We start from the raw sequence: 25,252 nt of genomic DNA, 5'->3' as shown, positions 1-25,252 counted from the left end.
CAATCCCGCGAGCTGTCTGCAACCTGACGTCTATAGCCGGTGGTGATGGAACAGCGATGCGATCTCGTCTGGTTGATCTGCTGACGCGCCCCGCGGTCGCCGGCACCATGTCGGCCCTCATTCTGCGGGTGCTGACGCTCGCCAGCCGCTTCCTGCTGTCGCTGCTGTTGGCGCGGATGCTGTCGCCGGCGGAGATGGGGGAATACGGCCTCCTGACGGCGGCGCTGGCTTTCGCACTGCTGACGGTCGGGCTCGAGTTCTACTCCTACACGTTGCGTGAACTGGTGCCAGCGACACCGGAGCGGCGAACCCGGATCATCGCGGACCAGATCGCGCTCTGCGCGATTGCGTTGCTGCTGGTCGGCCTTGTGGTCGGCGTTGCGATCTTCGCCGGCAGGTTTCCGGTCCGGTTGGCGCCGTGGTTCCTCCTGATCCTCGTCACCGAGCATCTGTCGCTCGAAGCGACGCGAATCCTGATCATCACCTCGCGTCCGGTGCGGGCCTATGTTGGCGTGTTCCTTCGCGGCGGCATCTGGGTCTACGCGATCGCGCTTCTGATGTTTACGGTGCCTTCGACGCACACGCTCGAAACGGTTCTGATCTGGTGGGCGCTCGGCGGCATGGCAGCGATTGTCTTCTCGGCCCGTTCGCTCTCCGACCTGCCCTGGCGGACGCTGCGTGGATACCGTCCCGACTGGCGGGCCATCCGCGAGGGCCTGTGGACGGCCCGTCCGTTCATGCTGACCGCGGCGGGCGCGTTGGTTATTTCCTATGTCGACCGCTTCGTCATCGATGAATTTGTCGGGCGTGATGCGCTCGGCATCTACACGTTCTATTCGACGATCCTGATCGGCATGTTGTCGCTCGGTGGATCGGTTTCGCACCAGTTCCTGCCGAAGGTCATCGCCGGATACACGGCCGGGACGCAGGCCTATCGGGCGGCGCTGCGCCCGTTCTTCTGGTCAATGCTGGCGCTGGCGGCGGGCGCGATGATCTCCTCCGGTCTCGTTATGAAACCGATGCTGGCGGTGCTCGGATTGACTGCCTATGGGGCGAATATCTGGGTCTTCTACGCAATGTTGCCGGGAATCTTCCTGCGCATGCTGGCTGACGTTCCCTCATACGCCCTGTACGCCGCACGGTCGGACAGATACCTCCTGCTTTGCAACCTCGGTTCCGCTGTTGTGTCGACCCTGCTCAATCTGCTGCTGGTTCCACGGCTCGGCATCTATGGCGCGGCGCTGGCCGGCGGAGCCGCAAGCACCGTGCTGTTCGTCTCGTTGACGGCCTTGGCGGTCCGCAATGTGCGGGAGAATGGCGGCGAACGCAGCGTAGCTGAAACCGTCGGCCTTCCCACGGATCCGGACATGCTCTATCCCTGAGATCGACTGGCGCGTCATGGGGGTGTCGTAATGACCTTGCTACACAGCCCTCGTTTTGCGGCGATATTTTCAAACGGGGGCAATATGCAACCCTTCATTCGGCTAGCTCGCGGCACCTCGTCGCCAGCTATTCTCATTGTCGTGGTCTGGTGCGCGGCGCTTGCCCTCGTTGCCGTTGGGCCGATCGATTATCCGGCACAACCGTCGCTGATCGTGTTGACGGTGGTCGGAGCGGGTGTGCTGCTGTTCCTCGTGGCGTATCGCGCCGGCGGCGTCCTGTTCGAGCGCCGGTTCGCGCGCCAGGGACAAATGCACGCGCCTTCCTCGATGATGCTGAATCGAATCGTCATCGCGAGTTCGCTTATCGGAATCGCCGGAATTGGATTTATTGCGCTTGATCGCACCGTCCTGAGCGGCGTGAGCAACGGCGGTTATGCCGAGATGTTGCGCTGTGCGCCGGGACTGGTCGATGCCGTTGCGATCAAGCGGACGCCGCTGCTGTATCTCGGCTACATCATGTTCTCGTTCGGCTTCGTCTCGGTGGTGGTGTTTCTGTTGCGGGGCGAGGCGATCAAGGGCTGGGCGGCGGCGCTTGCGCAGCTGTCGGTCGTCTCGCCGGTGGGCTACGCGCTGCTCTATTCCGGACGGATGCCGATCCTGTTCGTCCTTGTCCTGATTATCGTCACGATTCTGGTGCGCATCAGCGAGGGACGGAAGCCTCTGCCGCCCGGGCACCATCTGCTGCTCAAGACGATTGTGGCGATCGGGCTGTTTGCGATCTATTCGAGCTCGATCTGGTCGAGCCGACAGAATTTCTGCGCGCAGGTATCGCCGCTGATCCGCGAACTGCAGGCGAAGCAGAAGGAGCGCGATGCTGCTCAGCCTCAGCTTGAGGCTGCGCCGAAAGCGGACGAGGCTCCGGTTCGTCCCTCAACCGAAGCCGGTTCGTCGACCACCCAGCCGAAGTCTGCGGAGGTGATGACCGCCACCGACTTCAGCAAGCGGATGGCCGAGGCGACCGCTGCGCCGGCGCCTTCGCCGGAAGTGAGTTCCGCCGATGCGGTGCTCGCGATCAGGCTGGAAGCCTGGAACGTGAAACCGCGCGGCTATGTCACGTCCGCGCTCGAATCCAGCCACCTGTCGGCGCGCGCCGCGATGATCGGCCTCAGCACCTATTTCTACCTGACCCACGGTGTCCGAACGATCGATATCGCCTGGCACGCACGCGACAAATTCTCCAGGCAGTGGGGGGTCTATGAGGTCGGCGTGCTGTCGCCGATCCTGCGGGTGTTTGCGCCGGAGAACCAGCATGTCGCCACCATGGAAGCCGAGCAGCGATCGGCCGGGACTTACGGCTTCTTCCCGACGGTCTGGCTTGCCGCCTTCATCGATTTTGGAATCGCAGGCGCCGTCATCTACATCCTGGTCTGGGGATGCGTGGCGGGCTGGAGCGCGGCGGGAGCAAGACGCTCCAGTCTGATGACGCCGCAACTGCTTCTGGTCTTTGTTCTCGCGAGTATCCTTCTCAGCCCCGTTCAGGGCCCGCTCGGCGTCGCCAACTCGGCGTTGGTGCTTGGCTCAATGCTCGTCGTCGGGCTGGCCGTCGACGTCTGGACCGGAACCGCGAAGCAGGGCGATCAGGAGAAAGACCAATAATGATTGGCCGGTATTCACCGGTGGACCGCCTCTTGCGAGTCTAGACCAATGCGCGCGGCTATGCCTTCGGCTGCGACAGGTTGTTGAACCATTCGACCGTCTCGTCGATTCCCTGCTGGAACGTGCTGGGAAGCGATCCGCAGATCGCTTCGGTCGCCGTCAGGTCGAACTGGTATTCGGTCAGGATGTTCTTCAGGCGGCGCGAGGTCAGAGGAAACTGTCGTAGTCCGAGCGCGATTGCCGCGTCACCGGAGTAGGCCATTGCCCGCGCGAGAGGCACGGGCATCCTGGGAATCGGCCGGGCGCGAAGCGCGCGTTGGAAGGCATCGCCCCAGGCGACCAGGTCGAGCGGTTCATAATCGGCCAGATAAAGCGTCTTGCGATGGATCCGATCCGGGTCGGCCTTCAGCAATTGCAGGTACTGATGAGTGATATTTCCGACATAGCTGAACGATTTCAGCAAGGGCTCGCGTCCAATGTGAAAATAGTATCCGCGCTGAATCATGCGCAGGAAGCGCTGATAGTGCGCGCTCATGCCCGGTCCCCAGACCGTAGTCGGGCGCGCGAGACACCATTGGGTTGCTCCGCCGTCCTGTTCGCGGACGGTCTGCTCGGTCAGGACCTTGCTGCGCCCATAGGACGAGTCCGGATTATAGTCGGTGTCGCTCTTCGGCGCGTAATCGACGCGACAGACCAGCTGCGATGAGGTCCATACGGTCCGCTTGATCGAGGGGGTGCTGCGAACCGCGTCAATGACATTTCGAACCCCTTCGACGTTGGCCGGGTAGCCCGAAACATCAGCCTTTTCGTCGATGTCGATTCGCGCCGCCAGATGGACGAGTGCATCAGGCGCGCAGGCCTGAATTGTCTCCAGCAACTGTTTGGCGTCGAGGATGTCACACAAGAAATTGGTCGACGGACCCGGGCGCCTGTCGATACCCAGGACCTTCCAATTCTCGGCTTTCAATCGTTGCGCGAGCGCCTGACCAATAAAGCCGGAGCTGCCGGTCACCAGAACTTTCATGCGGATTTGGCTGTTTCCGAGGAAAAAGCGGTCGCTTGACCAGCTTGCCGGGCTGATTTACCAAACCGAATAGTCGATTGCAAACTGCGGCGAAACCTTCGCGGGCGAGGGCACTTTGCGATCGGACGCTTCCCGTCACCAGACAACCGGCGCTCGCTTCATGAAGGCATTCGTTTCAGCGGCGTTCCAGTGCCTCAATGGCCTGCTGGAGCCGATCGGCCTGCGTCTGATGCGCACAAATGCGCCGGTGCGGAACTTCGGCCTGTTCTTCAAGCACCTCAAGTCGCTCGGCTTCGATGTGAAGACCGTGGTCGACGTCGGCATCGCGTTCGGCACCTCGCCGATCTACGACGCGTTTCCGCGGGCACGCTACTTTCTGGTCGAGCCGGTCGCGGAATGCCGTCCAATCCTCGAGCAGCTCAAGCAGCGTCTCAACGCCGACTATTTCCTGGTCGCCGCCGGTGCCGAAAACGGCGAAGTCACCTTCAACGTGCACGACGATATCTCCGGATCGAGCATCTTCGCGCAGGTCGAAGGCAAGGTGCTCGACGGCGAGGCGCGGCCGACGCCGATGCGGCGACTGGATTCGTTGCTGCCGGAGCAGCTGGAGCATCCGGTCTTCCTCAAGGTCGACACCCAGGGCGCCGAGCTCGAAGTGCTGAAGGGGCTCGGCTCGCGCATCGGCGAGATCGACCTCCTGATCCTGGAAACCACGATGATGCCGATGCGCCACGGCATCCCCGAGTTTGCCGACATCGTGCGCTTCTGCGACGAGGCGGGCTTCGCGGTCTATGACGTGCTCGAGGGGCACATGCGGTCGCTCGACGGCGCGCTTGCGCAGATCGATCTCGCCTTTGTCCGCAAGGATAGCAAGCTGCGCAGCCAGGCGGCCTATTTCAGCGCCGACCAGCTTGCCGCCTACCTGAAGCGGCCGAGCAAGCTGTAGGGTACGCAAAGCTGATCGCGCCCCCGATTGCGGGGCATGCGCGTCAGATCTCCGCGAGCAGGATGAACAGGCAGCGCCGCTCGCCCTTGTTGACCATTCCGCCACGATGCATGCCGTTGCCGTCGAACAGGACGCAATTGCCGTAGTTCGAGGTCGCCGCGAAATGACCTTCGCGCAGGCGGGCCACGTCGGGGGAATTGTCCGGCAGGTCGCCGCCGAAATCAGCCTTCCTGCGCAGGAAGGCTGGCAGCGCCATGAACTTCTGGCGCGCGTCGGGCCGGCGTCCGGAGAAGCCGCAGAAGTCATTGGTGCGGCGGACCATGCCTTCGAACCAGCCGATCCTGGCGTTCTGGCTACCGCGGATGTAGCAGAACGGACCGCCGTCCGGGCCGATGTCATGAACGTAGATCGCGCATTTCAGCATGCCGTAGGTGGCGTCGATGTGCAGATAGCTGCCCCATGGATCGGCGAGCTTGGTGTCGGGGAACACCCGTTTCCAGAAGGTGAGGTCCTGGTCGTTGATCTGCCCGTTGACATGCTTCACGCCGACAGGGCGGCCGAGATAGGCGCTCGCGGCCTCGATGATGCCGTAGCGCTTGAAGACGTTCTCGACGGTGGCGAAGGCGGCCGGATCGGCCGTGCGTGTGCACCAGTAGACGTTGTCGTCGAACTTGCGTTTCTCCGGCAGAATATTGGCGCGGCGCTCGTCGAGCTTGGCAAAGCCGGGATTGGTCGCGTTGCGGATCTGGTCGAGTTCCTCGGGCGCCAGCGTCAGGCAGACGATGCCGTCCGCCTTGATCTTGTTCAGCAGTGCCGGGTTCGCCGGCATGGCCGGGCGCCGCGCGCCGGTCAGCGTGCCGATCATGCGGCTGGCGCGGATGCGCGCAAACATCGTCACGTAGCGCAGCGCGGTCGAGAAGTTCAGGCCGCTGAAGCCGGCTTCCTTGGACAGCAGCGGCATGTTTTCGTAATCGACGATGCGGCGGAGGCTGACGAAGGCGAACGTCTTCACGAAGATCTTCAGCGCATAGAGCCGTTCGCTCAGCGTCGGCTTCGGCAGCATGCCGCCATAGGCGGGGTGCGCGTCATAGTCGATGTCGGGCAGGGTGGTGCCGCGATAGGGCGGGGTCGGCAGCTCACGGATATCGACGGCATGCGCGGCCGGTGCCACGTCGGAAAGCGTCTCGATCGTCGTCATGTCGGGTCTCCGGCGGCGCCCGCATAATTATCCCCGGGCCCGGCCGATCTATACAACCTGGGGCGTTGTGCAAGCAACCGCGCCCGAGCGCTATGAGACTGGATCTGGTCCGCTCAGGGGAGCTTCCAAGTCATGGAAATGCTTGGGGAAAGCTTGGCGAAGGTCGATCTTTTGAAGGGTTCCAGCGATTCGCTCCGACGCACCCCCGAGGCCATAGGGCGGCACAAGCGACGGGTCGGGACGGAACCGGTCCGCAAAGATGTTTTCGAGGGCAGCCTGGATCGCCGCGGAGTCGGCCGGGCAATCGATGATCGAGGCGGCGCGCAACCGTCCGAGTTGGCGGTCGCCGATATTGATCGAAGGCACGCCGACGGCTGGTGCCTCCAGGATGCCGCTCGAGGAATTGCCGACCACGGCATCGGCAAGCCGCAGCGCTGCCCAGTAGCGCTCGCTGCCGAGCGACGTGAACAAATGTGCCCGATCCGGCCGCGACGCCACGAAGGCGCGGATTGCATCGTCGATCGCGCGATAGCCGGGATCGGCATTGACGCCGGTGAAGACAAAGCTCCGATCTCCGATCTCCGCGAGCGCGCCGAGCAGTGCCGCGACATTGGCCGCGTCGGCTTCCGGCTGCGCCGTGGTCGGATGCAGCGTCACCAGCAGGAAGCGTTCCGGGCCGGTGATGCCCAATTGCGCGAATAGCTCGGCGCGGCTGAGCACGGGTGCGGTATCAGCGAAATCGAGGCCCGGCGCGCCGACGTTGAAGACGAAGTCGGGGTTCTCGCCCATCTGGATGACGCGGCGCCGATACGGTTCGGCCGCAACGAAATGCAGGCAGGCCATTTTGGTGATGGCATGGCGGATGGCGTCGTCGAAGGCGCCGGCGGTGACTTCTCCGCCATGGATATGCGCGATCGGGATGTTCAGAAGGGTCGCTGCGACCGCGGCCGCCAGGATCTCGTAGCGGTCGCCCAGCACGACGAGGAGATCGGGCGCGAGCTTCGGCAGCACGTCGGCAAAGCCGGAGACGGCGATACCGGTACCGTGCGCCACCGTCGCGGCGCGATCGTCGTCGAGCTTCAGATCGATCTTCGCGGCGATCGGAAATCCGTCGGTTTCGATGATCCGCCAGGTCTCGCCGAACCTCGGCACCAGATGCATGCCGCAGGCGATGACGCTGAGATCGACGTCCATCTTCTGCAGCCGCGTCAAAATGCCTCGCAGCAAGCCGTAGTCCGCCCGCGACCCGGTGACGACGGCGATGCGGCGTGGCGCGGCCGTCATGGCGATATCCGCCACGGCGAGGCGTCGAGCATGCCGTGCTCGATGACGTAGGATGCATAGGCGAGATCGGCCGCGCTTTCGATCTCGATCGAGTGCATCCGGTCCATCATGATTCCGTAGCTCGCGACCGGATCGGCGTAGATCTTGCGGTGCTTGCGCATCGCGTCCCAGCCGACCAGATAGAGCGCGCCGTTCATTGTCACCTCGATCGGCTGATCCTGGCGGCGCTGCGCCGGTGTCTTGAGCATCCTGTCGACGATGCCGCCGATCGAGCCGTCCGCGCCGAGCGTGCCAACGAAGATCGACGAGACCTCGGTCTCGCGCATGCCGACCACGAGGCTCGCCTTGCGCGCCAGGAACAGTTCGATCGCCTCGTTGAAATGTTCGGGGCGCGCGAACGGCGATGACGGTTCCAGCAGCATGATGGCGTCGTAGCGCCGTCCTTCATGCGCCTCGATCCAGTCCATGGTATGCAGCACCACGTCGTTGGAGGAGGCGGTGTCGGTCGCAAGCTCGGCCGGCCGCTCGAACAGCATTTCGGCGCCGTGGCGCACCGCCTCGTTGCGGATATCAGCACTGTCGCTGGAGACGATCAGCCGCGAGCAATAGCGCGACTGCAGGGCGGACTTCGCCTTGTAGCCGATCAGGCTGAGCCCGCCGATTTCGCGCAAATTCTTGCCCGGCAATCCCTTCGATCCGCCGCGCCCCACCAACAGGAACAATATCTGTGCCGTCTCAGCCATGCGCTTTCGATGAGTCCTGCCGCTGGCATCCCCGCGAGGGATGCGCAAGTTCTTACCACTGCACGGCTTTCAGCTGTACCAGCCGCAACCCGCTTGCGTTGCTTTTACCAGTGTACTCGACTAAGACAACCGCTTGATTGGAGGGTGATTTCGGTCGCCCACCGCGTCCCGCGACGAAACCGCATGCATCGCCGAACCCTGATCATTGCCGAGGCTGGCGTTAACCACAATGGCGACCCTGCGCAGGCCCTCGCGCTGGTCGGCGCGGCCGCGCGCGCAGGCGCCGACGTCGTCAAGTTTCAATCGTTTCGCGCCGACAAATTGGCGACCAGCGACGCTGCCAAGGCGAGCTATCAGAAGGTCACGACCGGAAGCGAGCAATCCCAGCTCGAGATGCTGCGCGCGCTCGAGCTCAGCGAGGACGACGAGGCGCGCATCGCGGCCGCCTGCACCGCCGCCGACATTACCTACATGTCGACGCCGTTCGACGCCGACAGCGCAACCCACCTCGTCCGGCGCATCGGCGTCGCCACGCTGAAGGTCGGCTCCGGCGATCTCACCAACGCACCGCTGTTGTTGCATCTTGCGCGCTTCAAGCTGCCGATCATCCTGTCGACCGGCATGGCGACGCTCGCCGAAGTCGAGCAGGCGCTCGGCGTCATCGCGTTCGGCTATCTCGGCGATGCCCGTACGCGGCCGACGCCGGCCGATCTCGCAAACGTCCTGCTTGACCGTGCGGCCTGGACTGAGCTGCGCACCAAGGTCACGCTCCTGCACTGCACGACCGAATATCCCGCCGATCCGCAGTCGATCAATCTGCGCGCGATGGCGACGTTGCGCGATGCGTTCGGGCTTCCGGTCGGCTTCTCCGATCACAGCCGCGGCATTCACATCGCAGCCGCCGCCGTGGCGCTCGGCGCCACCGTGATCGAGAAGCACCTGACGCTCGACCGAAATTTGCCCGGCCCCGATCACCGCGCCTCGATCGAGCCGGATGAGATGGCCACGATGATCGCTTCGATCCGCGATATCGAGGCCGCGCTCGGCGATGGCCGCAAGGTGCCGGCCCCGGAAGAACTGCCGAACCGGACGGTGGCGCGCAGGAGCCTCGTCGCCATCCGTGCGATCAAAAGCGGCGAGCGCTTCACCGAGGACAATCTCGGCGTCAAGCGGCCCGGCAATGGCATTCCGCCGATCGAGTACTGGACCTATCTCGGCAGGCCCGCGCCGCGCGACTACGCGGCCAATGAGGCGCTGGAACCATGAGCCTGATCGTGCTCTGCGCCGGAGGCCATGCCCGCGTTGTCATCGAAGCATTGCTGAGCCGTGGCATACGGCCGACGGCCGTGACAGACCGCGACCCGGCGCGCATCGGCGAGGCCGTTGGCGGCATTCCGATCACCGGACCGGACGAAGATATCCTGAAGATGGACGCCAATGCAGTCGAACTCGCCAACGGTCTCGGCAACCAAGCCTCGCGTTCGGATTCCGGGTTGGCGGGCCGGCGGGCGCTGTTTGGCCGTTTTGCCGGCCTGGGCTACAGGTTTCCGGTCATATCGCATCTATCAGCCGTGATCGCGTCAGACGCGGCGCTCGGCGACGGTGCGCAGGTGATGGCCGGCGCCGTGATCCAGCCGGCCGCGTGGATCGGCCGCAATGTCCTGGTGAACACGCGTGCGGTGGTGGAGCATGACTGCCTTGTCGGCGATCACGCCCATATTGCTCCGGGGGCAATACTTTGCGGCGGTGTGTCGGTCGGCGAGGGCGCGCATATCGGTGCGGGAGCCGTGGTTTTGGGGGGCGTCAGCGTGGGAGCGGGATCGATCGTTGCCGCCGGCGCCGTGGTCGCAAGAAATGTCGAGGCTGGCGCATTCGCCGGCGGCGGCCGGGATTAGGTCATGAACGAAGTTTGCTTTGTCAGTGAAGATACGCCTTTGATCGAGACGCTGCGGCGGATCGATCAGGGCCATTTGCAGCTTGCCGTCGTCGAGCGCGACGGCAAGATCGTCGGGACCGTGACCGACGGCGACGTGCGGCGTGGGCTGCTCGGCGGTATCGGCCTCGATGCGTCCGTCGACCACGTCATGAACCGCACGCCGATCACCGCGCCGGTCGGCATTTCCAATCCGGCGGCCCTCAATCTGATGCGCAAGCATTCGATCCATCAGCTGCCGGTCGTCGATCCCGAAGGCCGGGTGGTCGAGGTCAAGCTGATCGACGATCTCGCGCTCGGGCAGCAGTCCGACCACTGGGTGGTGTTGATGGCCGGCGGCCTCGGCTCGCGGCTGAAGCCGTTGACCGACGACATTCCGAAGCCCCTGATCCGCGTCGGCGACAAGCCGATCCTGGAGACCGTGCTCGGGGGCTTCGTCAAGGCCGGGTTCGGCAAGTTCTTCATCTCGGTCAACTACAAGGCGGAGATGATCCGCGACTATTTCGGCAACGGCTCGGCCTGGGGCGTCGAGATCGAGTACCTCCAGGAGAATGAGCGCCTCGGCACCGCCGGTGCGCTCTCGCTGCTGCCGGAGCGCCCGAAGCAGCCTTTCTTCGTCATGAACGGCGACCTGCTCACGACCGTGAACTTCGAGCAGATGCTGAAATATCATCGCGAGCATCAGGCGTTCTCCACCGTTGGCATCCGCGAGCACGCGGTGACGGTGCCGTTCGGCGTGATCGATTTCGACGATCATCGCCTGCTCGGGATCCGCGAGAAGCCGACCCAGAAATTCTTCGTCAATGCCGGCGTCTATCTGCTCGATCCAGGCGTGCTGGATCATCTTCAGGCCAACGAGACCGTCGACATGCCGACGCTGATCGAGCGGACGATTGCGGACGGCAAGCAATCGGTGGTGTTCCCGTTGCGGGAATACTGGATCGATGTCGGTCGTCTCGACGACCTGCAGCGCGCCTCCGACGAATTCCAGAGGATCTTCGGATGAGCACCGAGCGCTCGCTCCGCGAAATGATGTCGCTCAGTGGGCGCGTTGCGCTCGTCACCGGCGGCGCCGGCCATATCGGTCGTGCCATTGCCAACGGCCTTGCCGAACTCGGCGCCAGTATCGCGCTTGTCGATATCGCGGAGTCCACTGGTGCCGATGTCGCGGCGAAGCTGACCGAAAGCTGGTCGGTCAGTGCCGAGACCTTTGCGTGCGATTTCGAGCAATCCGCCGCCGTGCAGGAGCTGCCGCGTCGGGTGCGCGAAAAGTTCGGCCGCATCGACATCATCGTGAATTGTGCCGCCTTTGTCGGCACCAGTGGGCTCGAGGGCTGGGCGGTGCCGTTCGCGCAGCAGTCGGATGCGACCTGGCGGCGGGCGATCGAGGTCAACCTGACCGCGCCGTTCATCCTGATCAAGGCCGCCGCGGAAGACCTGGCGGCATCCGGTCATGGCAGCGTGATCAATATTTCCTCGATTTATGGGCTCACCGGGCCGGATTGGCGGCTCTACGAGGGAACCAGCCTCGGCAACCCGGCGGCCTATGCAGCGAGCAAAGGTGGCCTGCTGCAGATGACCCGATGGCTCGCGACCACCATGGCGCCGCGGGTCCGGGTCAATGCGGTGGCGCCGGGTGGTGTATTCCGGGCCACGCCGGAGCCGTTCCTGAGCCGGTACGTGGACCGCACGCCGCTTGCGCGCATGGCGCGTGAGGACGATATGAAGGGCGCCGTGGCCTATCTGGCGAGCGATTTGTCGGCCTATGTGACCGGCCAGTGCATTGCGGTCGACGGTGGGTGGACGGCGTGGTAATCCCTCGGCAAATCATGCAATTGCGAGAATCCTGGAAATGTTGAGCTGTAGCAAATGCTTGTTGCCGGAAACGGCTGAGGCGACATCGTTCGATGATGCGGGTTCCTGCAGCGTCTGTGCGCAGATCGAAGTTCGCGACACCCTGATCAATTGGGACGAGCGCCACGGCCAGATGATGGAACTGGTTGCGCAATACCGCGACAAGGGCCTTTACGACTGCATCGTTCCCTATTCGGGCGGCAAGGACAGCGTTTTCCAGCTCTGGTACGTGGTGAAGAAACTCGGCCTGAAGCCGCTGGTGGTGCGTTTCGACCACTGGTTCTACCGGCCGCTGATCGAAGAGAACAACACCTCTGTCTTCAAGCAGCTCGGCGTCGATGTGCTGAACTTCACGCCGAATTGGCATGTGGTGCGCGAATTGATGCTGGAATCGCTGAAGCGCCGCGGCGACTTCTGCTGGCACTGTCATACCGGCATCTATGCCCACACCATGCAGATCGCGATCCGCTACGAGACGCCGCTGCTGTTCTGGGGCGAAAGCCTGGCCGAATATCAGTCGTTCTATTCCTACGACGAGATGGAAGAGGTCGACGAGAAGCGCTTCAACCGTGCGATGAATCTCGGCATCACCGCCGACGACATGTACGAATTTTTGGGCGGCCGCGTCGCCAAGCGCGACCTCTATCCGTTCGTCTATCCGCCGCGCAAGGAGCTGATGCGGATCAAGTGCCGCTCGATCTGCCTTGGCAGCTACATCAAGTGGGACACCAAGAAGCACGTCGAGATCATCAAGCGCGAACTCGGCTGGAAGGGCCAGGAGGTCGAGGGCATTCCGCCGGAATACGATTACGAGAAGATCGAGTGCTTCTTCCAGGGCGTGCGCGACTATCTGAAATTCATCAAGCGCGGCATGGGCCGGACCAACCATCTCTCCAATATCGACATCCGCAACAAGCGCATGACTCGTGAGCAGGGCGAAGCGCTGGTGCGGGAGTTCGACGGCAAGCGGCCGCCGAGCCTCGATCTGTTCCTCGACTATTTGCAGCTCACCGAGGAGCAGTTCCTCGGCATCGCGATCAAGCACGAGGTCAGCCCGTGGCAATTCTCGCCGAACAATGTCGAGCCGGGCCGGAAAATGCCCGACATGGACCAGTGGAACAACACGCAGGTGCCGTGGCCGAACCATCCGGGTGTCGAAATCGGCGGCAAGGGATAGTCGAGGGATAATCGAGGCTTGATTGGACGGCGCCGTGACGGCGCTGCTGGGAGCGGGGCGATGTCAGACGTTGCGATCGTCGATTACGGCATCAACAATGTGCGGTCGGTGCGCAACGCCGTCGAATATTGCGGCTTCAACCCTGTCGTGACCCACGACGCGGACGCCATCGCCAACGCCTCGCACGTGATCTTGCCTGGTGTCGGCGCGTTCGGTGATGCCATGGCCAACATCCGCGCCCGCGGTATCGACGAAATGCTCGAGCGCCATGTCCGCGAGAAGGGCAAGCCGTTTCTTGCGGTGTGCCTTGGCATGCAGCTCCTCGCCAAGACCTCCGAGGAACACGCCGACGACGCCGTCCCGCATCGCGGGCTCGGCTGGTTCGACGCCGACGTCTTGCGCCTGACGCCCAATGACCCCGCGCTGAAGATCCCGCATATGGGCTGGAACATGGTGGCGAAGGAACGCAGCCATCCGATCCTCGCCAACATCCGCGAGAGCAATCTAGCATTCTATTTCGTGCACAGCTTCGCCATGCGCTGCAACGCGCCCACCGACGTGGTGGGCTACGCCCAGTACGGCCAGCCGGTCACCGCGATCATCGCGCGCGACAATATCGCCGCCACCCAGTTCCATCCCGAAAAGAGCCAGGACTCCGGGATCGAGCTGGTGAGCAATTTCCTGCGCTGGAATCCGTGAAAAGCCCGCGATGCTGAAGAAGCGCCTGATCCCGAAATTCCTGCTGCGTGACGGCCGGCTCGTGAAATATGTCCGCTTCTTCGAGAACGAGCGCATCGCCGGCAATCCGGTGACCACCGCGAAGGTCTACAACGATTACGGCGTCGACGAGCTGATCGTGCTCGACATCGTGCCGAGCGCCGCCTCGCGCGGCCGCGTCGTCGAGATCATCGAGCGGATGTCGGAAGAAATCTTCATGCCGTTCACGGTCGGCGGCGGCGTCAAGACGCTCGACGACGTCAACATGCTGCTGCGCGCTGGCGCCGACAAGGTGTCGGTCAATTCGGAAGCGGTGCGGCGGCCGGAATTCCTGCGCGAGGCGGCGCGCACCTTCGGCGACCAGTGCATGACGGTGTCGATCGACTACAAAACGATCGGCCCCAACCACGCCAGCGTGTTCATCGACGGTGGCCGCGAACATGTCGCGCTCGATCCGGTCGAATGGGCGCGGCGCTGCGAGGACCTGCATTGCGGCGAGGTGCTGCTCGGCTCGATTGACCGCGACGGCACCATGACCGGCTATGATCTCGACATCATCCACGAGGCATCCCGCGTGCTGAGCGTGCCCTTGATTGTCTCCGGCGGGTGCGGTTCACTGCAGCATGCGATCGACGCGCTGGAGGCCGGCGCGTCCGCCGTGGCGATCTCCTCGATGTTCCTGTTCACCGACCACAGTCCGATCAAGCTGCGCAGTCATCTCGCCTCGCGCGGTCTCGACGTGCGTTCAAGCTCCTCAAGTCGGAACTAGCACCGTGCAGCTCTCGCTCGGCCGCAACGAACTCGCCCTCTATGTGCGCAAGCAGTTCGAGAACCTGTTCCCTGACGGCACCGATCTCTCCGACCTGCTGAAATTCGTGGATCTCGCGCTCGGACGGGTCGAGCACTGCTTCTCCCGTGTCAGGCTGAAGGGTTTCTTCGCCAACGGCGAGGCGCGGTTCTCGCATTGGCACTCCGACCAATATGCGATCTTCCTGTATTATCTCGCCAATAGCGCATTCCGCGAGAGGCCCGGCCACCCGATTGCCGACAAGGCCTATGCGCTCAACAAGGCGCTGCACGCGCTCGACGCGTTCTACGAGGTGGAGCTGCCCGACGTGTTCGCGGTTCAGCATCCGGTCGGCACCGTGCTCGGCCGCGCCAGTTATGCCGATTATTTCATCTGCTATCACAACTGCACGGTCGGGGCGAACCTCGATAACGACTATCCGTCGTTCGGCCGCGGCATCGTGATGTATGGCGGCAGCCGGGTGATCGGCAAGACGGTGGTGGGCGACAACAGCTTCGTGTCGACAGGGGCCATCATTATCGACGGCGGTGCGCTCGCCGCCGACAGCGTGCTGCATGGCATCTATCCCAATGCGCGCCGTTCGGCCACGACACGCAACGTGGTGCGCGACATCTTCGGGATCACAAGCTAATCAGAGCTCGCGACCCGATCAGGTCAGCCGCTTGAACCCGGAATGGGCGACGGGGCCCCGCAGCAATTGCCTGACGGCGTTCTGGTCGATCGCGATGCGCAGATCGCGGAACACCTCGTTCACCGCCTCCAGGTAGCGGTCGACGTGGGCGTCGGTGTGCGCCCACATCGCGTAGAACGAGCCAGTGGCGAAGATGCCGCGGTCGAGCATCATCTGGGTGAACAGCGTGCGCACCTCCTGCGCCTCCGGCAGGTCGAACGCGAAATGGCCCAGCGGCGAGATACCGGAGACGTGCAGCGGCAGGCCGGTGGCCTGCGCCGCCTCCGCCCAACCCTTCTGCACGCGCCCGCCGATCCGCATCAGGTGCCTGGCGACATTCTGCTCGCGGTGCTTGCGCAAGGTGGCGAGGGCTGCGACCGGGCCGACGCGCTCGGTCCAGGCGGTCGAACTGACGAAGGTCTCCTGCGCGGCATCCATCACCGATTCACGGCCAACGATGGCCGACATCGGAAAGCCGTTGGCGATCGCCTTTGCGAACACGGCGATATCAGGATCGACACCGTAGGCGAGATGCGCACCGCCCGAGTTGATTCGGAATCCCGAGGTCACCTCGTCGAAGATCAGGACCGCGCCGCAGCGGTCGGCGAGCGCGCGAATGCCCTTGATGAAGGCAGGCTCCGGCTCGCTCGAGCGGACCGGCTCCATCACGATCGCGGCGAGCCGCTCGCCATGCTCGGCGACGATGGCCTCGATCTCATCGAGCTTGTTGAAATGGAACGGCTGCATCAGCCCGGCGAGGCCGCGCGGCACGCCCTTGGTATCGAGGCCGGGCAGCAGGTGACCGTCGAGCGCGGTGGTGGCGCCGAGATTGGCGCTCAGATACCAGTCATGCCAACCGTGGTAGCCGCAGAACGCCACCATGTCGCGGCCGGTCGCGGCGCGCGCGATCCGGACCGCGATCGCCATCGCTTCGCCACCGGCGCGGCTGAAGCGCACCATGTCCGACCACGGATGCAGCTCGACCAGCAGCTCGGCGAGTTCGACATCCTCGGCGCAATTCAGCGTCGACATCGAGCCCAAGTCGATCGCAGCCTTTACCGCCGCATCGACGTCAGGATCGGCAAACCCCAAAATGGTGGCGCCGATCCCGCAATAGCTCATATCGAGATAGGTCTTGCCGTCGAGGTCGGTGACCTCTGCGCCCTTGGCCGACTTGAAATAGCTCGGCCATTGCTCGGGAAGGAACATTTCCGGTCGCTTCGAGAGCAGTTGTGTGCCACCGGGCATGACCTTGCGCGCGCGCCGGTAAAGTATCTGTCCTGTTCCCGACATCAAATCCTCCGGCCTTCCGACGCCGGATTCCCCGGCGGAAAGCGTTCGGGTGAATACCCCATGGCTCGGCCTCGGGCAAGGCGACCCGCCCGTCCACCTTAGCTTGAATTCGTCGCGCAGGACTGCAAGAAAACCGGGGGATGAGCGGGCAGGGGCGACCGAGATTATGCATACTTCACCAGGTGACAGGCGTTTTCAGGCAGCAGGCATTGCTGCCCTCGGCTGCGTCGTCCTCCTGTGGCTGATCCTTTCAGCAATCGCGGTACCCCGCCAAGGGACCTGGGCGGACGAAACCGGGTACATCCTGAAGTCGTGGTGGTACGTCACCGGAGTTGTCCGCCCTTACTCCGCTGAGGATGCGACATGGTATCAGCCCCTGATCTTCTATGTGATCGGGATTTGGCAGTGGATCGTCGGCCACGACGTTGCCGCATCGCGGTCGATCACCGTGTTGATCACGGCGGTCAACATCGGCCTGCTGGCGGAGCTCCTGCGTCGGCTCAGTTGCGGCGTCTGGCCGATCGTCTTTGCGATTGTCGTCTTCGCGCTGACAGAGGACAGCATATTCTATTTCAGCAGCGCGACCCCGTTTGGGCTCTCGATCTGCCTCCAGCTTATTGCTTTGCACTTGATGCTGTCGATGCGACGCAGCGCCGGCTACGCCGTCGTCGTTGCACTCGGTGTCGTTCTGACCATGATCTATTTTGTCAGGATCAGTTTAGTTTCGTTTATTGCCGTGAGCCTGGCAATCGTCTGGGTCAGGGCCGGTCGCGATCGTTGGCGTGTGTACTTCGTTTCCGCGGCGGCCTTCGTCCTCACCTGGTCGGCGCTGGCCTGGGTCTGGGGTAGCCGCTTCATATACGTTTCGTTGTGGTTTCCGAACGTCACGGACTGGCTGTTTCGGACCGGAGGTCTCCCGCCGCTTTTCCCACATGCGTTGAACCTCAGCCATCAGATGCTGATGATCGACAGTCCGTCGCGTTCCCTGACCGAGCAACTCTCCTACGTGTTCGGTTCGGACATGATGGTGAACTGGTTCCTGGCGCATCATGTGCTGCCCGTCGCGGCAACCATCCTTGCGCTTGGAGCCTTGGTGGTTCGCCGGATGCCGAACCGCGGATGGATCGCGACATTTGTCGCAGTCTACATCTTCCTTCTGCTATTCCACCATCTGGGCGCCCAGGCGTACTGTCCAGTCTGTATCCAGGGTTACGCCAACTATTTCGACTACTTCGCGGCCCTTGCGGGCGCACTCGCACTGAACGGATTGTCCGAGCCGGCCGTGAGAAAGACGGCCGGCCGCATGATCTCGGTCGCGGCGATCGTGCTGTCACTTGTGCTGGCGTCGTCGCAGTCGTGGTACCTCGTGGGGAGCAACCGGCTGCCTTCGATCCGCAATCAGGAAACTTCCCTTTCCGGAGAGCTCCGCCAGGTTGGCGATGGTCTGAGGACGCTGCTCCCGGCGAACTCGGTGGTGGGGTTTATCGGTTCAGATTCAAGAATTCCGCTCGCGATGTCTGACGCAGGCATTCGAGTCCCTCCTGTCACCTTGACCCTGACATCGTCCTACCGCCGCCTGAACGACAATCTGACGGCCGAGCAGAGGGCGTCGACGATCACGGAGATTGAAGATCTGTCGTTTTGGACCGATCAAACCGCCGAAAACTGGATGCGCAATGATTTCGAGTTTGTCGTGGTGCAGCGGCGACCGGACAGATTTCCGTCCTGGCTGGTTTGGGCCCCGGAGGCACCGCTCGTCAAGCGCGGGCTGGCGAAGTGTTTCGAAAGGATAGACGCTCGATCATTCGACGATCTCAAGCCTCCCCTGTCGATCGAACTCTATCGTCGCACGAACCGCGGCGAAACCTGCGTTAATGATTGAGGCGGAGAGTGTCCTCGAAAGCGACGAGATCAGGCTTGCGTATTTCGCAGGCGCCGGCGCGCCCGGAGCCTTGTCCGAGCGTAGGCGGCGGTATCGATCGGGAATTTGCTCCCCGTTTTGCCGGGTCGACCGGCGCATATGCCTTGCCTTGTTGCAAGTTTTCCGAGTAATGGACGTTATCGAGCGGTCGGCAAGGCCGCTTGTTCCCTTGGCTCTTTTCGGCCGGTTGCAATGGCTGGCGATTAGACAAAATTGGGCCTGTGCATGATCAGATTTGGCCTGCTCGGTTGCGGGCGTATCGCCAAGCGTCACTCGGACCTGCTCGGCGGCAATCACATCCAGGGAGCGAGCCTCGTTGCGGTTTGCGACGCGGTTCGCGCGCGTGCCGATGCGCTCGCCGCGAAATTCGCAGTTCCCGCCCATTACGACCTGGACGAATTCTTGGGCCGCAAGGACATCGATGCCGTCGCGGTGCTGACGCCGAGCGGGATGCATCCCGCGCATGTGATCGCCTGCGCCAAGGCGGGCAAGCATGTCGTGGTCGAGAAGCCGATGGCGCTGCGGCTGCAGGACGCCGACGACATGATCCGGGCCTGCGACGAGGCCGGCGTCAAGATGTTCATCGTCAAGCAGAACCGCTTCAACGTGCCCGTGGTTAAGGCGCGCGAGGCGCTCGATGCCGGCCGCTTCGGCAAGCTCATCCTCGGCACCGTGCGCGTGCGCTGGTGCCGCGACCAGGCCTATTATGACCAGGACAGCTGGCGCGGCACCTGGGCCTATGACGGTGGCGTGCTGACCAACCAGGCGAGCCACCACGTCGACATGCTGGAGTGGTTTTTCGGGGATGTCGTGAGCGTTCACGCGCGCGCGAGCACAGCGCTGGCCAGGATCGAGACCGAGGACACGGCCGTCGCAACGCTGAAATTCCGCAATGGCGCGCTCGGGATCATCGAAGCGACCACCGCCGCGCGCCCGACCGATCTCGAGGGATCGCTCTCGATCCTGGGAGAGGGGGGAACGGTCGAAATCTCCGGCTTCGCCGTCAACCAGATCCGGCACTGGCGCTTTGTCGATGAGTTGCCGTCGGACAAGGACGTCGTCGAGAAATTCTCGGTCAACCCGCCCAATGTCTACGGCTTTGGCCATCAGGCGTACTATCACCATGTGGTCGATTGCCTGGTGAACCAGCGCGCTGCGCTGGTCGACGGGCTCGAGGGGCGCCGGAGCCTGGAATTGATCTCCGCGCTCTATGAATCGATCGAGACCGGTGCGGAAGTAGCCTTGCGCTTCACGCCGCGGCTGAGCCGGCTGGGTGTCGTATCGTGAACCGGCCCGAGGTGCACCAGGCGGGAATCCGTGACGTCGAATTCGGCGCCGGGGTCAGGGTCGTCGAGCCGTGCAACCTGTACGGCTGCAAGATCGGCGACGACTGTTTCGTCGGTCCGTTCACCGAAATCCAGCAGGGCGTCGTCATCGGGGCGCGCAGCCGCGTGCAGTCGCATGCATTTGTCTGCGAACTGGTCACGATCGGGGAGGACTGCTTCGTCGGCCATGGCGTGATGTTCGTCAACGATACGTTCTCGACCGGAGCGCCGGCGCGCGGGCGCAAGGAGCTGTGGCGCGAGACCGTGATCGGCAACCGGGTTTCGATCGGTTCCAACGCCACGATCATGCCGGTCAGGATCACCGACGACGTCGTCATCGGCGCCGGATCGGTGGTGACCAAGGATATCGTGACGCCGGGCACCTATGCCGGCAATCCGGCGCGCCGGCTGCTGGCAGGTCAATAAGGGGACGATCGATGCCGGTGCCTTTTGCCGACCTCCAGTTGCAGTACCAGACCATCAAGGGCGAGATCGATAGTGCGATCGCCGGCGTCATCCGCGACAACGCCTTCATTCGCGGCAGCTATGTCGATGCCTTCGAACGCGAGTTCGCCGCGGCTGCCGAGGTCGCGCATTGCGTCTCCTGTGCCAACGGCACCGACGCGCTTTATCTCGCCATGGCGGCGCTGAAGGTCAAGCCGGGCGACGAGGTGATCACCACCGCGCATTCCTGGATATCGACCTCGGCGATGATCACCCATTCCGGCGCCACCGTCGTGTTCTGCGATACCGACGGTGCGACGTTCACGATCGACCCGGCGGCAATCGAGGCCGCGATTACGCCGCGTACGGTCGGCATCATTCCAGTCCATCTCTACGGCCAGCCGGCCGATATGGACGCGATCATGGCGATCGCAAAGAAGCACAAGCTCTGGGTGATCGAGGATTGCGCCCAGGCGCACCTCGCGCGCTACAAGGGCCGCATGGTCGGGACGTTCGGTGAAGCCGCGACCTATTCATTCTATCCCGGCAAGAATCTCGGTGCGATGGGTGACGCCGGTGCGGTCGTCACCAACGATGCCGATCTTGCCGAGCATATGACCATGCTGGCGCGCCACGGCGGGCTGGTGAAGCACCAGCACCATATCGAAGGCGTCAACAGCCGGCTCGACGGCATGCAGGCCGCCATCCTGTCGGCCAAGCTGCCGCGTCTCGCCGCCTGGACCGAAGCGCGGCAGGATGCCGCGAAAGTCTATGACGCCGGGCTCAACCAGATCGAGGACGTGGTGGTGCCGGAGCTCGCGCCCGCGCGCAGCCACGTCTATCATCTCTACACGATCAGGCATCCGCGCCGCGACGCCTTGGCGGCGCACCTCAATGCCAACGGCGTGCAGACGGCGATCAACTATCCGACCGCGCTGCCGTTCCTCGCGGCCTATGCGCGCTTCGGCCATCGTGCGGAGCAGTTCCCGAATGCGCATCGCGACCAGGGACAGATTCTGTCGCTGCCGATGTTTGCGGAGATCACGCGCGAGCAGCAGGACGAAGTGATCGAGCTGGTTCGAAAATTCTAGCTCTTAGCCCTGATTTGCACGACGACGTCGCGGTAACGGGCCAGCGCCGCTTCCTCGGTGAATTTCTGGGCGGCTACCGCCGCTAGCTGGCCCATTCGTGCGACCTCGCTCAGGTCGGCTGCGGCAGCGCGGATCGCCTCGGCGAGGCGTGCAGGATCCTCAGGGGGGACAACCCAGCCGATTTTTTCGCCGAGAACTTCGATCGCCGCTTCGGAACGATCGTCCGTGCCTGTGATGACAGCGCGTCCTACCGCCAGCAGATTGTAGAGACGGCTGGGAATCGACACGCCGGCCATGTTGCGGCGATACGGGATGGTCCAGACATCAGCGGCGGACAGGAAGTCGATGAGATGCTCGGCTGGAACGGGGTCGAGCAGCGTGACGTTGGGCAGTTTTTCCGTGGCCTGAAGATCCCTGAGCTGTTTCCAGCCGACGCCCCAGCCCGAGAGCAGGAAGTGAATGCCCGCTTCGCTTCGGAGCATCCTGGCCGCTTCGAAAACCGTGCCGGGATCGTGGGTGAACCCGAGATTGCCCGACAATCCGACGACCAGATGCGCGCTGTCGCGTGGCCGGAATGGGTTTGTTGGAGCCAGGTCTCGATAGCCGATCGGCAGAAACGTCCAGTTCGGGATGAAGTGAATCTTCTCCGGGCCGACGCTCCGGTATTTCGTGAGAAGCGGAGGGACGTCGCGACCGACGACCACGATGCTATCAAGCGCCCTGAACATGATGCCGTTCAGCAGGCGCAAGAGCTTGTTGAGCGGGGATTTCGAACTGATGAAGCCGGCTGCTTCGAGCGCCTCAGGGTACAGGTCGTAGATCAGCAGGGCGGTTGCGGCGCCCCGTAATTTGGCAGCGAGCACGACTGCATAAGGCAGCGTAAATGGCGTCGTCACGCAGAATACGAGGTCGTCCTTGCGGGCCTTTCTCAGCACGGAATAGAACATGGAGGCGGCGAGAGCGACGACGGCCAGGGCACGCCAGATGACGGCGTGCTTTCCTGCCTGAAGACTGTTCAGCTCGATCACGAACGGATTTGCGCGCACGCCATTTGCCGGGGACGCAGAGTGCTTGGTGGCGGACAGGACGACAACCTCCGCATCATCAGCGAAGGCGTCGGCGATCTTGCCCAGATACGTTGCCGTCGTGCTGGAGTCCGGCGGATAGAACTGGGTGGCGAAAAGGATCCTTTTAAACGTCTCCCGATGGGTTGGCGCTTCTTGCCTGGGCTCGGACGGCATCGCGGTAAAATGCTTTCGTTGGGCTATAACCTGAAGACCCGCTCTGTATGTGATCGCGATACCGTCCTCAAGCACCTTGCTCAAGCGTCTTGGCGTCTCACCGGGCGTGGTGACCGCTCCGACGATCTCCCGCAGCATTGGCCGGTTTCAGCTGATCGGCAGCAGAGGTTTCAGAAATAGTTCCAGATTATGCCCTGAAAACAGATAGGCTTTCAAACCGGCCGCGCGTGCTGCCTCGAGGTCGGTCGGCTGATCGCCAATCAGAAAGCTTCTTTGGATATCGACCGGAAAGCGTTCCAGGAGGTCGTTGATCATGCCCGGCGAGGGTTTGCGTCGATCGCTCACCTGCCGATACCGCTCGATGGTTCCTTCCGGGTGGAACGGGCAGTACTCGAAGGCGTCGATACGGGCGCCGATCCTGGCAAGCTCATCCGCCATCCAGCGGTGCAGTTCCTGGACCTGCGCCTCTTCGTAGAGGCCTCTCGCTACCCCTGACTGGTTGGTCACGACAAACGCAAAGTAGCCAATATCATTGACGGCCTTGACCGCCTCGCGTGCCCCGTCGATCCAGACCAGCCTGCTGCTTTCGAAGAGATAGCCGATGTCCCTGTTGAGAACGCCATCCCGATCGAAGAAGACGGCCGGTCTCTTTGCCTGGTCAATGAGAGAACTGGTCATGAGAGCATCGTGCGTTTGTTCGCGTGAAGGCGGCTTCTGCCGCCATTCAATAGCACAACGCAACGCGCCGCAAAGCCGTCGCCATTTCCCGAACACCGGTGTGAGCTGTTTGCGAGACGGGGACCCCGCGTGCTCCCAGCCGGTCGTGCTACCCGTCAGGGGATCGGGTGGAAATGCTCGATCTCCAGATCTTCAAGCATGATCGAAGGAGACGAGAGAGCCGCTGACAGCCTTCTGATGTTCCAGTCGAGCATATCGCTTTGCGCGCCAACCAATCCCGGCGGAAGACGATCGCGCGCAAGCCTGTACCAATAATAGGCCTTTGCGGGATCGGTGTCGCTCAATCGCCGTGCCAACTCGTGCATTGCGTGAGCATGACCGTGCTCTGCCGCGTACTGAAACAGCGAGATCGCCTTCGCCTCGTTCCGTTCGACGCCGATGCCATGGCTATACGCCAAGCCCAACGTGTAGCCGGCTTCCGGGATGACGGCCGTCGATTCTGTCTCCATGAGTTGAACGGCCTTCGATTGGTCCCTGGGAACGCCGAGCCCATAGAGATAGAGCTTCGCCAGTTCGAGCCGCGCCTCGGGCAGTGAGGTGGCCTTCTGCAGACAGTCGGCCGCCCCATGATAGTCTTGGGCGCCGCCCAACCCCAATGCCAGGATGTGGCCGAGTTCAAAATTGACCTCGGGGTCATCGCTCGGCATCAGCCGTTCGAGGTGCCATCGCGCCTCATCCCATTTCTGTTGCGCGATCAGCGGGATGATGCCGATCATCTGCACGCGACGTGCGGGCTCCAGGGTGCGGAGCGATATGCTGCTGATCTCGATCTTCCCGCTGGGCGGATCGGTTGCGTTGGTGCCGACAATCGCAAGATGCAGGCTCCCGACGCTGTCGTTCAGCACCTTCTCGAGTGGATATTCCACATATCGGTTGCCCCAGTCGCCGAGGTGCATGAGGTTTGTGCCGGCGTAAGTCCAGTGAGACGGATCTTTGTCCATCTTCACGGTAATGGTTTGCCAATCTTCGCCCAGCTTTGAACTGAGATCACAGCAGGTCAGGGCCCAGTTCGTCTCCTGCCACGGAAATTTTGGATCGGTTTCTGCCAGCGGCAGTTGCCGGGTGAGCCACCAAAGGATTCGCGCGCCGTGTAACTGGAGATTGTGAGCGCGGAAGCGGATCGTGAGCTCGGACTGGTCGAAATCGACAATTCCTGGTCCCCCGATGGCGGTGACGCGAAGGTGTGCGAGCAGCCACAATGGACCGATGCCGTCCATATGATTGGCGTCGATCGTCCCCGGCAACGTCATCTGCACGCCGTCCGGCGTCCGTTCAACCGGCATCCAGGACGCCCAGGGCGCCAGCCCGATCTTCATGTCGAAGACATAGCTGGACTCCGCGTGCGCGGACATTGTCGTCAGCGCAAAGGCCGAAGCGAACAGCAGGCGTTTCATTGCTCAACTCAGTCGCGTGATCGAGGTGGAATGCCAGTAGGACGTAAGCGGGGACGTGGGACAAATTAAACAATGTCAATGTTGGGCGGCAGCGCATGGTTCGGAGGAGCTGCATGCAACACACTTTTGAGTAGCAATATATGGAAACAATCGGGGGTGATGCGATATCGCCAAAGTGCGCGCGCGAATAGACCCGTGCTGCCGCGTGCCACATTCGGTAGCTGGAGCCATGGAACCGGTGGCAGTATTTCGCTGCCGCATGAATGTCGAGCGGCTGGTCGTTGGAGGGCTGGGGCGTTGTCAAGCCCGATGGAGCGGTCGCTGCGAGCGCCGCTGGTGGCATCCGCTCGGACGTCGGCCCTTAACGAAACGCGCTTGGCCATGCTAGCATTCCGGAACCGAAATTTCTGGAA

Annotated in this window: 23 protein-coding genes; 15 read left to right on the top strand and 8 right to left on the bottom strand. The window is 62.9% G+C overall.

Annotated features, from left to right (window positions below; genetic code table 11):
* The first annotated feature begins 56 nt into the window (after positions 1 to 56).
* Together UP09_RS28685 and UP09_RS28680 are read left to right on the top strand one after the other, a co-directional pair.
* The gene (locus UP09_RS28685; protein ID WP_044541728.1) at positions 57 to 1,382 is read left to right on the top strand and encodes a lipopolysaccharide biosynthesis protein; all 1,326 of its coding nucleotides are present in this window, start codon (positions 57 to 59) and stop codon (positions 1,380 to 1,382) included.
* Positions 1,383 to 1,466: 84 nt separating this feature from the next.
* Complete coding sequence (locus UP09_RS28680; protein WP_156164826.1) at positions 1,467 to 3,038, top strand: O-antigen polymerase; 1,572 nt, start codon at positions 1,467 to 1,469, stop codon at positions 3,036 to 3,038.
* A 58-nt stretch (positions 3,039 to 3,096) separates the two neighbouring features.
* Here the strand turns inward: UP09_RS28680 and UP09_RS28675 are convergent, their stop codons facing one another.
* On the bottom strand, positions 3,097 to 4,062 hold the full coding sequence (locus UP09_RS28675) for an NAD-dependent epimerase/dehydratase family protein (protein ID WP_044541726.1): 966 nt from the start codon (positions 4,060 to 4,062) through the stop codon (positions 3,097 to 3,099).
* Positions 4,063 to 4,222: 160 nt separating this feature from the next.
* On the opposite strand from UP09_RS28675, the gene UP09_RS28670 reads away from it, so the two are divergent.
* Complete coding sequence (locus tag UP09_RS28670; RefSeq protein ID WP_044541725.1) at positions 4,223 to 5,008, top strand: FkbM family methyltransferase; 786 nt, start codon at positions 4,223 to 4,225, stop codon at positions 5,006 to 5,008.
* Positions 5,009 to 5,051: 43 nt separating this feature from the next.
* On the opposite strand, the gene UP09_RS28665 is transcribed toward UP09_RS28670, so the two are convergent.
* From UP09_RS28665 to UP09_RS28655, 3 genes are all read right to left on the bottom strand, one after another.
* Positions 5,052 to 6,206 (bottom strand): phytanoyl-CoA dioxygenase family protein, encoded by a 1,155-nt coding sequence (locus UP09_RS28665; RefSeq protein WP_044541724.1) that lies wholly within the window; start codon positions 6,204 to 6,206, stop codon positions 5,052 to 5,054.
* A gap of 90 nt (positions 6,207 to 6,296) precedes the next feature.
* Positions 6,297 to 7,490: a UDP-N-acetylglucosamine 2-epimerase gene (neuC, locus tag UP09_RS28660; protein ID WP_044541781.1), complete on the bottom strand. Its 1,194-nt coding sequence runs from the start codon at positions 7,488 to 7,490 to the stop codon at positions 6,297 to 6,299.
* Positions 7,487 to 8,233: an acylneuraminate cytidylyltransferase family protein gene (locus UP09_RS28655; RefSeq protein ID WP_044541723.1), complete on the bottom strand. Its 747-nt coding sequence runs from the start codon at positions 8,231 to 8,233 to the stop codon at positions 7,487 to 7,489. Before UP09_RS28655 ends, neuC begins: the two co-directional genes overlap by 4 nt.
* 183 nt (positions 8,234 to 8,416) lie before the next feature.
* Between UP09_RS28655 and neuB the strand changes: the two genes are divergently transcribed.
* Genes neuB through UP09_RS28615 form a run of 8 tightly spaced genes read left to right on the top strand, consistent with a single transcriptional unit; the run spans position 8,417 to position 15,353 of the window.
* Positions 8,417 to 9,499 carry an N-acetylneuraminate synthase gene (neuB, locus tag UP09_RS28650; RefSeq protein WP_044541722.1) on the top strand — a complete coding sequence of 361 codons (1,083 nt, stop codon included), beginning with the start codon at positions 8,417 to 8,419 and terminating at the stop codon, positions 9,497 to 9,499.
* Positions 9,496 to 10,128 (top strand): acetyltransferase, encoded by a 633-nt coding sequence (locus tag UP09_RS28645; RefSeq protein ID WP_044541721.1) that lies wholly within the window; start codon positions 9,496 to 9,498, stop codon positions 10,126 to 10,128. The genes neuB and UP09_RS28645 overlap by 4 nt, the downstream gene beginning before the upstream one ends.
* A gap of 3 nt (positions 10,129 to 10,131) precedes the next feature.
* Entirely contained in the window at positions 10,132 to 11,172 is a 1,041-nt protein-coding gene (locus UP09_RS28640; protein WP_044541720.1) for a nucleotidyltransferase family protein, read from the top strand.
* On the top strand, positions 11,169 to 11,981 hold the full coding sequence (locus tag UP09_RS28635; protein WP_044541719.1) for an SDR family oxidoreductase: 813 nt from the start codon (positions 11,169 to 11,171) through the stop codon (positions 11,979 to 11,981). The genes UP09_RS28640 and UP09_RS28635 overlap by 4 nt, the downstream gene beginning before the upstream one ends.
* A gap of 37 nt (positions 11,982 to 12,018) precedes the next feature.
* Positions 12,019 to 13,197, top strand: a complete 1,179-nt coding sequence (locus UP09_RS28630; protein WP_052833237.1) for an N-acetyl sugar amidotransferase — start codon at positions 12,019 to 12,021, stop codon at positions 13,195 to 13,197.
* A 60-nt stretch (positions 13,198 to 13,257) separates the two neighbouring features.
* Positions 13,258 to 13,896: an imidazole glycerol phosphate synthase subunit HisH gene (hisH, locus tag UP09_RS28625; protein ID WP_044541718.1), complete on the top strand. Its 639-nt coding sequence runs from the start codon at positions 13,258 to 13,260 to the stop codon at positions 13,894 to 13,896.
* Between the two features lie 10 nt (positions 13,897 to 13,906).
* On the top strand, positions 13,907 to 14,683 hold the full coding sequence (locus tag UP09_RS28620) for an imidazole glycerol phosphate synthase cyclase subunit (protein ID WP_044541716.1): 777 nt from the start codon (positions 13,907 to 13,909) through the stop codon (positions 14,681 to 14,683).
* A 4-nt stretch (positions 14,684 to 14,687) separates the two neighbouring features.
* Positions 14,688 to 15,353: an LbetaH domain-containing protein gene (locus UP09_RS28615; RefSeq protein WP_052833236.1), complete on the top strand. Its 666-nt coding sequence runs from the start codon at positions 14,688 to 14,690 to the stop codon at positions 15,351 to 15,353.
* Between the two features lie 18 nt (positions 15,354 to 15,371).
* Here UP09_RS28615 and UP09_RS28610 read toward each other — a convergent pair whose 3' ends face one another.
* The gene (locus tag UP09_RS28610; RefSeq protein WP_044541715.1) at positions 15,372 to 16,685 is read right to left on the bottom strand and encodes an aminotransferase class III-fold pyridoxal phosphate-dependent enzyme; all 1,314 of its coding nucleotides are present in this window, start codon (positions 16,683 to 16,685) and stop codon (positions 15,372 to 15,374) included.
* A gap of 166 nt (positions 16,686 to 16,851) precedes the next feature.
* On the opposite strand from UP09_RS28610, the gene UP09_RS28605 reads away from it, so the two are divergent.
* From UP09_RS28605 to UP09_RS28590, 4 genes are all read left to right on the top strand, one after another.
* A complete protein-coding gene (locus UP09_RS28605; protein ID WP_156164825.1) occupies positions 16,852 to 18,567 on the top strand; it encodes a hypothetical protein in 1,716 nt (571 codons plus the stop codon).
* 264 nt (positions 18,568 to 18,831) lie between these two features.
* Positions 18,832 to 19,893 (top strand): Gfo/Idh/MocA family protein, encoded by a 1,062-nt coding sequence (locus tag UP09_RS28600; RefSeq protein ID WP_044541712.1) that lies wholly within the window; start codon positions 18,832 to 18,834, stop codon positions 19,891 to 19,893.
* Positions 19,890 to 20,357 (top strand): acyltransferase, encoded by a 468-nt coding sequence (locus UP09_RS28595; protein ID WP_044541711.1) that lies wholly within the window; start codon positions 19,890 to 19,892, stop codon positions 20,355 to 20,357. Before UP09_RS28600 ends, UP09_RS28595 begins: the two co-directional genes overlap by 4 nt.
* An 11-nt stretch (positions 20,358 to 20,368) precedes the next feature.
* Entirely contained in the window at positions 20,369 to 21,466 is a 1,098-nt protein-coding gene (locus UP09_RS28590; protein WP_044541710.1) for a DegT/DnrJ/EryC1/StrS family aminotransferase, read from the top strand.
* Here UP09_RS28590 and UP09_RS28585 read toward each other — a convergent pair.
* From UP09_RS28585 to UP09_RS28575, 3 genes are all read right to left on the bottom strand, one after another.
* The gene (locus UP09_RS28585; protein ID WP_082070326.1) at positions 21,463 to 22,845 is read right to left on the bottom strand and encodes a glycosyltransferase family 4 protein; all 1,383 of its coding nucleotides are present in this window, start codon (positions 22,843 to 22,845) and stop codon (positions 21,463 to 21,465) included. The two genes, UP09_RS28590 and UP09_RS28585, sit on opposite strands and share 4 nt — an antisense overlap.
* A 9-nt stretch (positions 22,846 to 22,854) precedes the next feature.
* Positions 22,855 to 23,385: an HAD family hydrolase gene (locus UP09_RS28580; protein WP_044541708.1), complete on the bottom strand. Its 531-nt coding sequence runs from the start codon at positions 23,383 to 23,385 to the stop codon at positions 22,855 to 22,857.
* A 155-nt stretch (positions 23,386 to 23,540) separates the two neighbouring features.
* Positions 23,541 to 24,695, bottom strand: a complete 1,155-nt coding sequence (locus UP09_RS28575) for a tetratricopeptide repeat protein (RefSeq protein WP_245302261.1) — start codon at positions 24,693 to 24,695, stop codon at positions 23,541 to 23,543.
* Between the last annotated feature and the right edge of the window lie 557 nt (positions 24,696 to 25,252).

The sequence above is a fragment of the Bradyrhizobium sp. LTSP885 genome (assembly GCF_000938305.1).
GTDB lineage: Bacteria > Pseudomonadota > Alphaproteobacteria > Rhizobiales > Xanthobacteraceae > Bradyrhizobium.
This window is presented reverse-complemented; position numbering and strand designations above follow the sequence as displayed.